This is a genomic window from Streptomyces amritsarensis, assembly GCF_001953875.1.
Taxonomy (GTDB): Bacteria; Actinomycetota; Actinomycetes; order Streptomycetales; family Streptomycetaceae; genus Streptomyces; species Streptomyces amritsarensis.
Genome location: NZ_MQUR01000020.1, coordinates 59499 through 71640, shown reverse-complemented (window position 1 = coordinate 71640; position 12142 = coordinate 59499). Strand labels below are relative to the sequence as shown.

General features: G+C 71.8%; 12 protein-coding genes. 9 read left to right on the top strand and 3 right to left on the bottom strand.

Going from position 1 to position 12142, the window contains the following annotated elements; translation table 11 throughout:
• Positions 1-23: 23 nt before the first annotated feature.
• The 5 genes from AVW11_RS11945 to AVW11_RS11925 all read left to right on the top strand — a co-directional run bounded on the left by AVW11_RS11945 (position 24) and on the right by AVW11_RS11925 (position 5959).
• The gene (locus tag AVW11_RS11945) at positions 24-3041 is read left to right on the top strand and encodes a bifunctional [glutamine synthetase] adenylyltransferase/[glutamine synthetase]-adenylyl-L-tyrosine phosphorylase (RefSeq protein ID WP_060178240.1); all 3018 of its coding nucleotides are present in this window, start codon (positions 24-26) and stop codon (positions 3039-3041) included.
• A 111-nt stretch (positions 3042-3152) separates the two neighbouring features.
• Positions 3153-3632: a hypothetical protein gene (locus AVW11_RS11940; protein WP_060178239.1), complete on the top strand. Its 480-nt coding sequence runs from the start codon at positions 3153-3155 to the stop codon at positions 3630-3632.
• A gap of 29 nt (positions 3633-3661) precedes the next feature.
• The gene (locus AVW11_RS11935) at positions 3662-4963 is read left to right on the top strand and encodes a hypothetical protein (protein WP_037833627.1); all 1302 of its coding nucleotides are present in this window, start codon (positions 3662-3664) and stop codon (positions 4961-4963) included.
• Positions 4964-4992: 29 nt separating this feature from the next.
• Positions 4993-5493, top strand: a complete 501-nt coding sequence (locus AVW11_RS11930; RefSeq protein WP_060178309.1) for a hypothetical protein — start codon at positions 4993-4995, stop codon at positions 5491-5493.
• 1 nt (position 5494) lies between these two features.
• Positions 5495-5959: a hypothetical protein gene (locus AVW11_RS11925; RefSeq protein ID WP_030849123.1), complete on the top strand. Its 465-nt coding sequence runs from the start codon at positions 5495-5497 to the stop codon at positions 5957-5959.
• Positions 5960-6086: 127 nt separating this feature from the next.
• On the opposite strand, the gene AVW11_RS11920 is transcribed toward AVW11_RS11925, so the two are convergent.
• The 3 genes from AVW11_RS11920 to AVW11_RS11910 all read right to left on the bottom strand — a co-directional run bounded on the left by AVW11_RS11920 (position 6087) and on the right by AVW11_RS11910 (position 9212).
• Complete coding sequence (locus tag AVW11_RS11920; RefSeq protein ID WP_076043960.1) at positions 6087-6884, bottom strand: CAP domain-containing protein; 798 nt, start codon at positions 6882-6884, stop codon at positions 6087-6089.
• Between the two features lie 731 nt (positions 6885-7615).
• Positions 7616-8524, bottom strand: coding sequence for a P-loop NTPase family protein (locus AVW11_RS36510; protein ID WP_076043959.1), 909 nt, complete (start codon positions 8522-8524; stop codon positions 7616-7618).
• 205 nt (positions 8525-8729) lie between these two features.
• A complete protein-coding gene (locus AVW11_RS11910; protein ID WP_060178236.1) occupies positions 8730-9212 on the bottom strand; it encodes an ATP-binding protein in 483 nt (160 codons plus the stop codon).
• Positions 9213-9304: 92 nt separating this feature from the next.
• Between AVW11_RS11910 and AVW11_RS11905 the strand changes: the two genes are divergently transcribed.
• Genes AVW11_RS11905 through AVW11_RS11890 form a run of 4 tightly spaced genes read left to right on the top strand, consistent with a single transcriptional unit; the run spans position 9305 to position 12007 of the window.
• Positions 9305-10156, top strand: coding sequence for a helix-turn-helix domain-containing protein (locus tag AVW11_RS11905; protein WP_060178235.1), 852 nt, complete (start codon positions 9305-9307; stop codon positions 10154-10156).
• A complete protein-coding gene (locus AVW11_RS11900; protein WP_060178234.1) occupies positions 10153-10356 on the top strand; it encodes a DUF397 domain-containing protein in 204 nt (67 codons plus the stop codon). Before AVW11_RS11905 ends, AVW11_RS11900 begins: the two co-directional genes overlap by 4 nt.
• On the top strand, positions 10353-11504 hold the full coding sequence (locus AVW11_RS11895; protein WP_143568833.1) for a hypothetical protein: 1152 nt from the start codon (positions 10353-10355) through the stop codon (positions 11502-11504). Before AVW11_RS11900 ends, AVW11_RS11895 begins: the two co-directional genes overlap by 4 nt.
• Positions 11501-12007 carry a GNAT family N-acetyltransferase gene (locus tag AVW11_RS11890; protein WP_076043957.1) on the top strand — a complete coding sequence of 169 codons (507 nt, stop codon included), beginning with the start codon at positions 11501-11503 and terminating at the stop codon, positions 12005-12007. The genes AVW11_RS11895 and AVW11_RS11890 overlap by 4 nt, the downstream gene beginning before the upstream one ends.
• Positions 12008-12142: the final 135 nt, after the last annotated feature.

Here is a 12142-nt window from a genome sequence, read left to right as displayed (position 1 = left end):
CGACGACCGCGGGAGGCGGCGGGATGACAGTCCCGGGACGCAGGAGCAGCACCTTCATCCGGCTGCTCCGCAGCGGTTTCACCGACCCCTCCGCAGCCGCCCGGCTGCTCGACTCCGACGCGCTCGCCGCCGTACGCGCCGACCCCGTACTGCTCGACGCCCTCGGCGCGACCGCCGACCCCGACCTCGCCCTGCGCGGCCTCGTCCGGCTCGCCGAGGCGCAGCCCGACGGCAAGCTCCCCGGGCTCCTCGACACCCTCGTCAGCGCCAAACCCCTCCGCGACCGCCTCCTCGGTGTGCTCGGCGCCTCCGAGGCGCTCGCCGACCACCTCGCCCGCCACCCCCTCGACTGGCTCGGCCTCGTCACGTACGAGGCTGCCGACCTGCACCCGGGACTTCCCGAGTTCGAGCGCTGCCTCGCCGACGCCCACGACCCCGTCGCCCTGCGCGTCTCCTACCGGCGCTGCCTGATGTCCATCGCGGCCCGCGACGTCTGCGGCACCATCGACGTCGCGCAGACCGCCGCCGAGCTCGCCGACCTCGCCACCGCCACCCTGCGCGCCGCCCTGCGGATCGCCTCCGCCGCCGCCCCCGAGGACGCGGCGATCTGCCGCCTCGCCGTCATCGCGATGGGCAAGTGCGGCGGCAACGAGCTCAACTACGTCTCCGACGTCGACGTGATCTTCGTGGGGGACGCCGCAGCGGGGTCTGCGAACGGCGGATCCGCAGGGGACGGCGCCGACGAGGCCAAGGCCCTCCAGGCAGCCACCCGCCTCGCCTCGCACCTGATGCGGATCTGCTCGGAGACCACCGTCGAGGGCACCATCTGGCCCGTCGACGCCAACCTCCGCCCCGAGGGCCGCAACGGACCCCTCGTCCGCACCCTCGCCTCCCACCTGGCCTACTACCAGCGCTGGGCGAAGACCTGGGAGTTCCAGGCGCTCCTCAAGGCCCGCGCCGTCGCCGGCGACGCGAGCCTGGGCTCCGAGTACATCGACGCCATAAGCCCCCTGGTCTGGCAGGCGGCCGAACGCGAGAACTTCGTCGCCGACGTCCAGAAGATGCGCCGCCGCGTCGTCGACAACATCCCCGCCGCCCACGTCGACCGCGAACTCAAGCTCGGCCCCGGCGGCCTGCGCGACGTGGAGTTCGCCGTCCAGCTGCTCCAGCTCGTCCACGGCCGCAGCGACGCCACCCTGCACTCCGGCACCACCCTCGACGCCCTCCACGCCCTCGCCGCCGGCGGCTACGTCGGCCGCGCCGACGCCGCCCAGCTGCACGACGCGTACCGCTTCCTGCGCACCATGGAGCACCGCATCCAGCTCTACCGGCTGCGCCGCACCCACCTGGTCCCCGAGGACGAGAACGACCTGCGGCGCCTCGGCCGCTCCATGGGCCTGCGCACCGAACCCGTCGCCGAACTCCACAAGGCCTGGCGCCGGCACGCCTCCGTGGTCCGGCGCCTGCACGAGAAGCTCTTCTACCGGCCGCTGCTGGACGCGGTCGCCCAGCTCACCCCGGGCGAGACCCGGCTCTCGCCGCGCGCCGCCGGCCAGCGCCTCGAAGCCCTCGGCTACGCCGACCCCGCCTCGGCCCTGCGCCACCTCGAAGCCCTCGCCTCCGGCGTCACCCGCAAGGCCGCCATCCAGCGCACCCTGCTGCCGGTGATGCTCGGCTGGTTCGCCGACTCCGCCGACCCGGACGCCGGCCTGCTGAACTTCCGCAAGGTCTCCGACGCCCTCGGCAAGACCCCCTGGTACCTGCGCCTGCTGCGCGACGAGGGGGCCGCCGCCGAGAACCTCGCCCGCGTGCTGTCCGCCGGACGCCTCGCCCCCGACCTGCTGATGCGGGCCCCGGAGGCGGTGGCCCTGCTCGGCGACCCCGAAGGCCTGCAGCCCCGTACGCACGAGGCCCTCCAGCAGGAGGTACTCGCCGCCGTGGGCCGCGCCGAGAACCCCGAGACCGCCGTCGCCGCCGCCCGCGGCGTGCGCCGCCGCGAGCTCTTCCGCACCGCCGCGGCCGACATCATCGGCTCCTACGGTACGGAGGACAGCCCGGCGGAGGAGGACCACGGAGCCCTGGTCGACCGGGTCGGCGGGGCCGTCTCGGACCTCACCGCCGCGACCATCGCCGGCGCCCTGCGCGCCGCCGTGCAGTCGCACTACGGCGACACCCTGCCCACCCGCTTCGCCGTCATCGGCGTCGGCCGCTTCGGCGGCCACGAACTCGGCTACGGATCCGACGCCGACGTCCTCTTCGTCCACGAACCCCGCGAAGGCGTCGACGAGCAGGAGGCCGCCAAGGCAGCCCAGACCGTCATCGCCGAGATGCGCCGACTGCTCCAGCTGCCCACCGCGGACCCGCCGCTGCTCATCGACGCCGACCTGCGCCCCGAGGGCCGCTCCGGGCCCCTGGTGCGCACCCTGGCCTCCTACGCCGCCTACTACCGGCGCTGGTCGCTGACCTGGGAGAGCCAGGCGCTGCTGCGGGCCGAACCGGTCGCCGGCGAGGAGGAGCTCGGCCGCCGCTTCATCGAGCTGATCGACCCGCTGCGCTACCCGGCCGAGGGCCTCGGCGAGGACGCCGTCCGGGAGATCCGCCGGCTCAAGGCACGCATGGAGTCGGAGCGGCTGCCGCGCGGCGCCGACCCGACCCTGCACACCAAGCTGGGCCGCGGCGGTCTCAGCGACGTCGAGTGGACCGTGCAGTTGATGCAGATGCGGCACGCCTGGGCCGAACCGGGCCTGCGGACCACCCGTACCCGCGAGGCCCTCGCGGCCGCGCACGCGGCCGGGCTGATCCCCACCGACGAGGCGCAGATCCTGGACGAGGCCTGGGTGCTGGCGACCCGGGTCCGCAACGCCGTGATGCTGGTGCGGGGCCGCGCCGGGGACACCTTCCCGTCCGAGGCCCGCGAACTGGCCGCGGTGGGCCGCTACCTCGGCTACGCGGAGGGCACGGTCGGCGAGCTGCTGGACGACTACCGGCGCATCACGCGCCGCGCCCGCGCGGTGGTCGAGGAGCTGTTCTACGGCGGGTAGTCCGCCCGGACGCGGCCGGCCGGGCCGGAACCCGGCAGCGGCCGCACTGGATTGCCCGTTGCTTTTGCGCTTTGCATATGATCGGCCTCCATTCAACGGGGAGGCTGGACGATGGCGGACGAGCTGGACCAGATATCCGACCGGCACGTGGACATGCGGCTGAACAGCGGTCCGCCGCTGGGCCCTTACGCGCCCGGCGGCACACCACCGTCGGTGGTGCCCTACGCCCCCGGCGTGACCCCGCAGCCCGCCGGACCGTACCTCACGGGCGGCTCGCCGGACTTCGCCTCGTCGCCGGCCGAGAAGAACGCAGCGGCGGGCACGATCCAGAACGAGTTGGAGCCGGGCACAAAGCGCGCCGCCGGGCACGCGGACGAGGCCACGGGTTCCGCCCAGAAGGGCTTCGAGGGCTGGGAGACGGCCGCCGGCCTGAAGAAGGTCGCCGAGACGTGGGAGCAGCAGGTGACGACCCTGATGGGCCGGCTGGCCGGCGAGAAGACCTCGCTGCGTGGCGCCTCGGGCTACATCACCGGCAACGACCTGGGCCTGAAGACCCAGTTCCTGTCGCAGTCGCAACTGCACGGGATATAGGGGCCGGCGTGCTGACCTACTACGAAGTCATGACCACGGACCTGGGCCTGCTGACGACGGCCGCAGCGCAGTGGGACAAGGTCGCGGAAGAGCTGAAGAAGGTCGAAACCCGCTACGGCGACACCGTCCAGAAGATCACCATGGGTGACAACTGGTCCGGTCTCAGCGCCGGCGTCGCGCGGACGAAGTTCACGGCGACCCGCTACGAGTACACCGCCGCCCAGACGCAGGCCAAGGCGATCGCGAGCCTGCTGCGCGGCGCCCGCGACCAGTTCTCCGATCTCAAGAAGAAGCTGGAGAGCGCCCGCGACGACGCCGTCGCTGCCGGCATGACCGTCTCGGAGCAGGGGCGCGTCGCCTTCGACTGGTCCAAGCTGACCCCGTCCGAGCGCAGCGCCTACCACCACGACCCCGACGGCCAGGAGACCGTGCGCCTCGCGGTCGGCAAGTGGCAGAAGCACATCGACGACCGGGTCAAGGCCGTCTCCGACGCCGACCAGCACGTCAAGGACGCCCTGGTGGCGGCCGTGACCGATACCAACAGGGACGCCCTGGGCAAGGGCAGCGGCCTGGACGAGACGCTCACCGGCTTCAACAACTACGCCGAGGGCGACCTGGCGAAGGCCAAGAAGCTCGACGAGTCCAAGGTGGAGACGAAGAACGACAAGGTCGGCTGGAGCGCCACCGGTCCCGGCCAGTACGGCAAGGAGGCCTCGGTCAAGGCCTACGCCGACCTCTTCCACGGCACCGCGAAGGGCGAGACCGACCTCGCGGGCATGCAGTTGTCCGGCATCGCCGACATCTACGGCGGTGCCCGGGCCACCGCGAACGTGGGCTTCACCGACAAGGGCCTCGTCGCCAAGGCCGAGGCCTCCGCCGGCGTGCGGGGACTGGCCGAAGGCCGGGCGGGAGGCGAGTACCAGAGCGTCTACGGCCGCCTGGAGGGATTCGCCGGCGCCGAGGCCGGAGTCAGCGCCAAAGCCACCAAGGAAGAGTTCACGGTCGGCGCCAAGGCGTTCGCCGGGGCGAAGGGCAGCGTCACCGGAGGCGTGGAGTCCGGGGGCATCGGGGTCGGCCTGACGGCCGAGGGCTGGGCGGGTCCCGGCGCCGAGGCCTGGTGGGGCTACAAGAAGGACGAGACGACCGGCGTGTGGAAGCTCGGCGGCAAGGCGGGCGCCTCCCCGATCCTCGGCGGGTCCCTCGGCCTGGAGATCACCGTCGATCCCGAGAAGGTGATCAAGACCGCGGGTGACGCGGCCGACGCGGTGGGCGACACGGCCCACGCGGTCGGCGACGCCGCCGGGGACTTCAAGGACTGGCTGCTCGACTGATGTACGTTTCCGAGGAAGGAGGGTCCGAGATGGCCGCGACACTGCCGGTGCCGATCGAGTTCCGGCTGCCAGAGGGATGGCTTCCGGCCCGTCCGGAAGGGTTCGACGCGGAAGGGGTGGCTTTCGCCGCCGTGCATCCGCAGCCCGACGCCGGGTTCGCCGCGAACATCACCATCGACGGCGGGTTCCCGAAGGACGGGGTGACGCTCGAGGAGATCGCCGACGCGTCCGTGGAGCGCCTGCGCGCCTTCGCCGGGTCGGTGGTGGTGGAACACCGCCGCGAGGTCGGTTCGCAGGAGTCGCCCGCCCTGACCCAGAGGCTGGCATTCTCCGCCGGAGCCGACGGCGGCGATGTCCGTGACCTCGTCCAGTCCCAGGTCTACCTGGTCTTCGTCGACACCGGGGACCCCCACAAGCGGGCGATGGTCCGGCTGGCACTCACCGCGACCGCAGCCCAGCACGACAGCGTCCTGGAGGACTTCCAGGAGTTCGTGCGCTCGGTACGCCCGGACAGCGGAGCGGGGGGCTGACGTGGGCGGCTTCTGGGACCGGCGGACGGGCACCAGGCATCCGGTGCCCGGCCTCACGCCGGTGGCTGCCGCGGACCTCCGGGAAGCGCTGCTCGCGCTGGGCGGACCGGCCGGGGTGTTCCTCGTACGCGAGGGCACCGCGAAGGAGCGTGCCGACCTCGTGGCGGAGTGCCGCGTGCCCGAGATGCGGCTGACCTTGAAGACCAGCATGCGACTGGTCCCGGCGAAACACGAGGTGCGCACCCTCGAAGAGCGGTGGGAGCCCGCGCTCGAACATTCCGGCGAGCAGTACGGCCGGGGGCCGGGCAAGGCGGTCTACCGGCAGTGGGAGCACCGGCGGGGCGCTGACGGCCGCCGCAGCAAGGTCGAGACTTTCCGGTTCGACACGGGACAGATGAGGAACCCCCTGCAGAACACGGTCCTCAAGGCGGGCTGGACCTGGCGCGGAGTGCTGTTCAGGCTGTGACCGCTCGGCCTGCCTGCCTGCCTGCCGTGGCCGGGGCCGGGCCCGTATGACGCGGCGGACCGAGGACCTGTGAAGGGTCCTCGGTCCGCCGTCTGCTGTCCGCCGCTTCGCGTCGTCGGCGCGGGTGTCAGCGGGCCGTGCCGAAGTTCTGCGTCCAGTAGTGGTTCGGCTGGGCGAGGCCGATGCCGATCTCCTTGAAGGAGCAGTTCAGGATGTTCTCGCGGTGGCCGGGGCTGTTCATCCAGCCCTCCATGACCTTCTCGGGCGTGCTGTAGCCGTAGGCGACGTTCTCGCCGTACGTGCTCCACGCGTAGCCGGCACGGGTGATGCGCGTGCCCGGGTCGGAGCCGTCGGAGCCCGTGTGGGACATGTTGCTGTGGGCGGCCATGTCCGCGCTGTGGTCCTGCGCGGCCTTGGTGAGCTTCGCGTTCAGGGTGACGGCCTGGCATCCGGCGGCGGCGCGCTCCTGGTTGACCAGGGCGAGGACCGCGGCGACGGAGCCCGAGGCGGCCGGCGCGGGCGCGGGCGAGGTCTTCGGCGGCTGCGGTGCCTGCGGTGCCTGCGGCTGCTTGGTGACCGGCGGCTTCGCGGGCTGCGGCGCGGCCTGCGGGGGCTGCGCCTGCGGCGGCTCGGCCTGCGGGGGCTGCGTCTGCGCGGGCCGGGAGGTCTCCTCGACCGGCTGCGCGGGTGCTGCGGGGCTGCTGGGCGCCGTCGGGACGTCCACGGGGACCATCAGGTCCGGGCTGCCCGAGGGCTGGTACTGCCACGGGCGCTGCGCCTGGTGGCTCACGGTACGGGTGCGGCCGGTGTCGTCGCCGCCCGTGTCGAAGCAGGCCATGGCGGCCGTGGGGACACCCACGATTCCGAGAGCGCTGACGCCGATGATTATCTTCCGGTACTGCTTCTTCTTCCGATGCTTCTGCATGCGTAACCTCATTCGGTGATCGCGAAGCTCCCGGCGCCGGAACTGCGGGACGCCGGAATGGTCGACATTCTTAGAAGCCCGCCATTGGCCTGGCAAGTTTCCGTTTCGCGCTCACAGGGGGGATTCGGCACGCGGCTTGAAACGGGCCGTTGATCGTGCATGGTCACGATCTGGTCACTGGCACAACCATGTGATGTGTATTCAGGAATGGCCGTGACCAGGGAAGTAGGGGGTGCGTAAGGCGGTGGCTGAGATTCCGTTCCCGCAGGAGAGGGGAATGTCGAATCCAAAACGGACAAATGTCGAAATGTCGATGAGGTGGCGCGCCCGGGATCCTCTCCGGCGCCGAGGTTCCCGTCGTGACGCATGTCACGCAACCGGGCGCCGCGTCGTGGCGTCGCCGCCCGCGCCGCCCGCACAGGGTGCCGCGAGATCCTGCCCGTAATCCCCGTGGCCATTCGGAGGAATGGCCGAACCTGGAAATGATCAGGGGGAGGGTGAGGGCGGGCGTGATCGTTCGGGGTAATTCCTTCGAGCGGTCCCGGAGTGTTCCGGCCTTCGGGTCTTCGTGTCGTCGTGTTTCGTCGTGCCGCCAGGCGGTTGCCGGTTCCGGGTCGGGCCGGGTCGGCCGCGGTACGGGTATTGCATGACGCGGAAGAAGAGGCGGCGGCAGTTCGAGAGCGGATACGCGCGCGCCGGCCGATACCCGAAGGGAATCGCTCCGGCAGGTCTCAGGCGGCGGCTGGAGCCGTGCCGGCCGTCGGCGGTGGCGCGCACCTGCGGCAGCGGCCGGGGGTGGGGGAGCGGAAGGCGCGTTCGCAGCCGTCGCACGTGTGGAACGGGTGGATGGTGCGGTCCGGGCCGGCCGGGTGCGAAGCCTGGGGATCCGGCAGGCGGGGCGGCAGCAGTTCCCGCAGACGGTGGGCGAGCAGCGCGGCGGGGGAGTGGATCGGCGTCGTCGGCAGCGAGCGCGTGAGGGCCGCGGTGACGGCGCTCGGGACCACCCCGCGCTCCAGCCATGCGGTTGCGGCGGGCGCCAGCCGTACCGTGTCACGCTCGGACAGCGTCAGCCGCGGATCACGCAGCCGCAGCCGGGCCAGCAGTTCCCGCGCTTCCAACTCGACTTCGGACACCGCCGTTTCGGCCTCGGACACCACGGGATCGGCCTCGGACGCGACGCCTGTCGGCGCGGGCTCCGGTGCTGGCTCCGGCGCGGGTTCCGGGTCCGGGGCCGGCCGCGGGGCGGGCTGCGGCTCGGAGCGCCGGGGTGCGACTCGGCGCTCTCGGACCGCTTCGGCCATCGCGGGCGGGTTGTTGTACGAGGTCGTGCAGGTCACGACGCGCCCCGTTGGCAGCCGCTCCTGGACGCGGGCCAGGTAGCCGTGCCGCTCCAGTTCACGCAGGGCGGTGGCGATGCGGACCTCGCCCTCCGGGAAGCGTTCGGCGAGGGCCTTGATGGTCACCTTGGAGCCGGTCGGGAGCGACTGGATGTGCGTGGCCAGACCGATCGCCGCCAGGCTCAGCGCACGGTGCTGGGCGAGGTGGTTGCCGACCTTGACGTAGCCGCGGGGGTGGTCGTGGTTGACGTGTCGGATTCCCGACGGGACGCGCGAGGGCGCGCTAAGCTGCTGGTCAGCCATGGGGAAGGTGCTTCTTCCGCTGTGGTCAGGCCCTCGCCCGGGATTGCCGTCCCGGCCGGGGGCCGAATGCGTTTTATGGGGTTGTCGGGAGCCAGACTGCCCGGCGAATTGGCGCACGCGCCAGCCCGGTTGCGGTGATTCACCCGACCGAGTGAGAGGGGGGAAGGGGGAGGTGTGGAAGGTCATTTCCCCTGGTTATTTGTCTTTAGGCGTCGTGCTGCACCGGCTGCCGATCCACCGGGTCGCGGAAACCTCGATCCGGTGAAATCGGACTCGCCACATCAATTTCTGCCCACACCGTCTTCAGTGGCGCCGGACCGAGATCCGTCCCCCATCGCGAGGCGAGCGCGGACACCAGCACCAGCCCCCGCCCCGACTCCGCCTCGGCGCCCGGCGCCGCGCAGGCGGCGGGCGGCGCGAACTCCCGCCGCGTGTCGGATACTTCGATACGGAGCGTAGAGCCCGGCGCGAGGTGCAGCGCGAGCCGGAAGTCCCGCCCGCGCACCCTGCCGTGGGTCACGGCGTTCGCCGCGAGTTCGGCGACGACCTGTGCCGCGTCCTCGAACGGAAGCTTCAGCTCCGCGAGTTGGGCCACCGTGAGCGCGCGTGCGGCGCGGGCTCCGCGCGGGGTGGAGGGGAGCGTGGCGACGAGGGAGGTTTCCTGATTCACGTGACTCAGCGTGGCCATCCGTGCGTACCCTGAACAGAGTTGAGGGCGCTGTGTACGACGGTTGTCCAGAGCGGTCCCATGGTGTCCTCGCGGTCCAAGGGGAGGCGGATGTGAACACGACGGACGGTGCCGACGAGTCGAGCTGGGAACTCGACCCGGAGGACGAATCCGGGGCGGTCATCGCCACGGTGGGGCGCCAGCTGAAGATGTGGCGCGAGGCGGCGGGCTTTGACCGAACCAAATTCGGTGAGCGGATGGGATACGGGGCGAACCTGATCTACAAGATCGAGCGTGGGGCCCGTATTCCGCGCCCGGAGTTCCTGGACAAGGCGGACGAGGTCCTCGGGGCGGGCGGGAAAATCGCCGCCATGAAGGCCGATGTCGAAAGGGCCCGCTATCCCAAGAAGGTCCGGGATCTGGCCAAGTTGGAGTCCGAGGCGGTTGAGCTGGGTGCCTACGGGAACCACAACCTGCACGGGCTGCTCCAGACCGAGGAGTATGCGCGGGCGCTGTACGAGATGCGGAGGCCCGCCTACTCACCGGACGAGGTGGAGCGGTACGTCTCGGCCCGCATGGCGCGGCAGGGGGTTTTCTACCGACTGCCATCACCCGCGCTGACCTTCGTACTGGAGCAGGTCACGCTGGAGCGGACGATCGGGGGACGGGGCGTACTGCGAAGGCAGTTGGAGCGTCTGCTCGACATCGGTCAACTGCGCAACGTCGAGATCCAGGTGATGCCGACGGACTCTGAAGACCATGCAGGCATGGGAGGCCACCTTCAGGTGGTCAAACTGAAGGATGGCACGGCGGTCGGGTACGTCGAGGCACAGCTGCCAGGCCGCTTGATCACCAACGCGACTGACATTCAGCTGCTCGAACTCCGTTATGGGATCATCCGTTCACAGGCTCTCAGCCCACGGGAGTCGAGAGCCTTCATCGAGAAAGCGCTGGGAGAGACATGAGCATCAAGCCCTCGGCCGGCGGCCTCTCCGCACTGGAGTGGGCCAAGAGCAGCTACAGCGCCAGCGACAGCAACGAGTGCGTCGAGGTCGCCCACACCCCCGGCACGGTCCTCGTCCGGGATTCCAAGCGGCCCGAGGGCGCCCGTCTCGCCGTCACCCCCGACGCCTGGGCCGGTTTCGTGGCGCACGCCACCGCGTGAGCGCACTCGACCAAGCCACCGAGGCCGTCTACCGATACCGGCGACCCGATCCGTGGTGCTGGGAAGTCGTGGTCAAAGCCGTCTGCGACCGTACGCACACCAGCTGGGACGCCGATCACGCGGTGCTCCAGGCCGGCGCAGCCGTCGCCACGCACGCCGACCTGATCGCCGGGTCCCTCGGCCACGGCTCCGCGTACAGCGATGAACCGCTCACACTCGCCCTCGCCGGGATGGGCGATCTCCGTGCGCTGCCCGCCCTGCAGCGGCATGCCGACGCCAACGGCTTCCCGTCCAGCCGTCCCCACGCACGCATCCTGGCCGCCCTGCCCGCAGCGGAGCTGCTCCCCGTCGTGCTGCCCGTCCTGCGGCAGAACCCGGAGCAGCACTCCGGCGCGGCCCTCCTCGAACTCCTCGCACTTTGGGGCCCGGCCTCCGCGCCCGCCGTGTCCGAGGTGATCCGGTACCTGGGGACGGCCGACACCTACGACGCGATGCGCGTCCTCGGCCGGATCGGCCCGCCGGCCGCCGCCACGGCGGACCGGCTGGCCGCGTACGCCACCGGTCGGGGCCAGGGGGCCGGCGGCTCCTACCCGCGCCGCGCGGCCTGGGCGCACTGGAGGGTAATCGGCGACCCCGCCCTCGCCCTCGACGTGTGCGGGGCGGCCGTACGGTCCGGGACCGCGAGCCACGGCCTGCCCTTCCTCGCCGACCTCGGCCCGCTGGCCGCCGTACACACCACGCCCGTGCGCCGCCTGATGGAGTCCACCGGGGCGTGGACCAGGATCTACGCCGCGCACGCGTACTGGCGGATCACCGGCGACCCGGAGCCGGCCGTGCCGGTGCTGCTCGCCGAGGTGGACCCGGCCTGGGACGGCGATCCCGCCCTGCCGGTACGGGAGGCCGTCCGGATCCTCGGGCAGATCGGCGCCCCGGCCGTTTCGGCGGCGCCCCTGCTGCGCAGGATCCTCGCGCAGGAGGAACGGCTCAGCCGGCCCTGGCGCGGCGTACGGATCCTCGCCGACCAGGCCTACGTCCGCACGCTCACCGAGGCCCTGGAACGGATCGCCCCCGGTACCGGGACGGCCCCCGCGCCCGCACTCGTACCCGCAGTCAGGCAGCGGGGACTACTCGTCAGGTGGTCGAAGTGAAGTTCACGGTTCGGCGAGCGAGCCCGGGCGACGGCGACGTCCTCGGCGAGATCCACGCCGCCGCCTGGGAAGCGGCGTACGCTCCCTTCTTCGACCCGGAGTTCGCCGCGGAGGGCATCCGGAGCAGGCGGACGCGCTGGCACGAGAGGGTCGAGCCCGGTCCGCGCGGCGACACGGTCCTGGTGGCCGAGCACGACGGCCGTCCGCTGGCCCTGTCCGCCTTCAAGCCGTCGCCGGGCCGGCCGGGTCTTGCCGAGATCCTCTCCTTCTACAGCCATCCAGAAGGCTGGGGAACGGGCATCGCCGCAGCCCTGATGACCGGGACGCTGGAGCACCTGCGCGCCGACGGTGTCGCCCGCGCCCACCTGTGGACCCTGCGCGACACGCCCCGGTCCCGCCGCTTCTACACCAAGGCCGGCTTCACCGAGAGCGGCGCCGCCCGCCCGTACGACTTCGGCGACGGCAACCCCCTCACCCAGGTCGAGTACGAACGGGGGTGCTGAGGGCGGCGCGGCGAACTCCGTCGGAATCCGCCCGCCGTTCGCCTGCCGTACCCGCCGACGTCACATCCGGCTCCCTCTCCGGTCCTCCGGGCGCGCTGTTCTTGTGAGCGCTCCACCACCCGCGAACGAAGCAGA

What these genes read in the sequence shown, in the direction of transcription:
- AVW11_RS11945 (WP_060178240.1), top strand. Translation starts at nt 24, where the DNA reads ATGACAGTCCCGGGACGCAGGAGCAGCACCTTCATCCGGCTGCTCCGC.
- AVW11_RS11940 (WP_060178239.1), top strand. Translation starts at nt 3,153, where the DNA reads ATGGCGGACGAGCTGGACCAGATATCCGACCGGCACGTGGACATGCGG.
- AVW11_RS11935 (WP_037833627.1), top strand. Translation starts at nt 3,662, where the DNA reads ATGACCACGGACCTGGGCCTGCTGACGACGGCCGCAGCGCAGTGGGAC.
- AVW11_RS11930 (WP_060178309.1), top strand. Translation starts at nt 4,993, where the DNA reads ATGGCCGCGACACTGCCGGTGCCGATCGAGTTCCGGCTGCCAGAGGGA.
- AVW11_RS11920 (WP_076043960.1), bottom strand. Translation starts at nt 6,884, where the DNA reads ATGCAGAAGCATCGGAAGAAGAAGCAGTACCGGAAGATAATCATCGGC.
- AVW11_RS36510 (WP_076043959.1), bottom strand. Translation starts at nt 8,524, where the DNA reads ATGGCTGACCAGCAGCTTAGCGCGCCCTCGCGCGTCCCGTCGGGAATC.
- AVW11_RS11910 (WP_060178236.1), bottom strand. Translation starts at nt 9,212, where the DNA reads ATGGCCACGCTGAGTCACGTGAATCAGGAAACCTCCCTCGTCGCCACG.
- AVW11_RS11900 (WP_060178234.1), top strand. Translation starts at nt 10,153, where the DNA reads ATGAGCATCAAGCCCTCGGCCGGCGGCCTCTCCGCACTGGAGTGGGCC.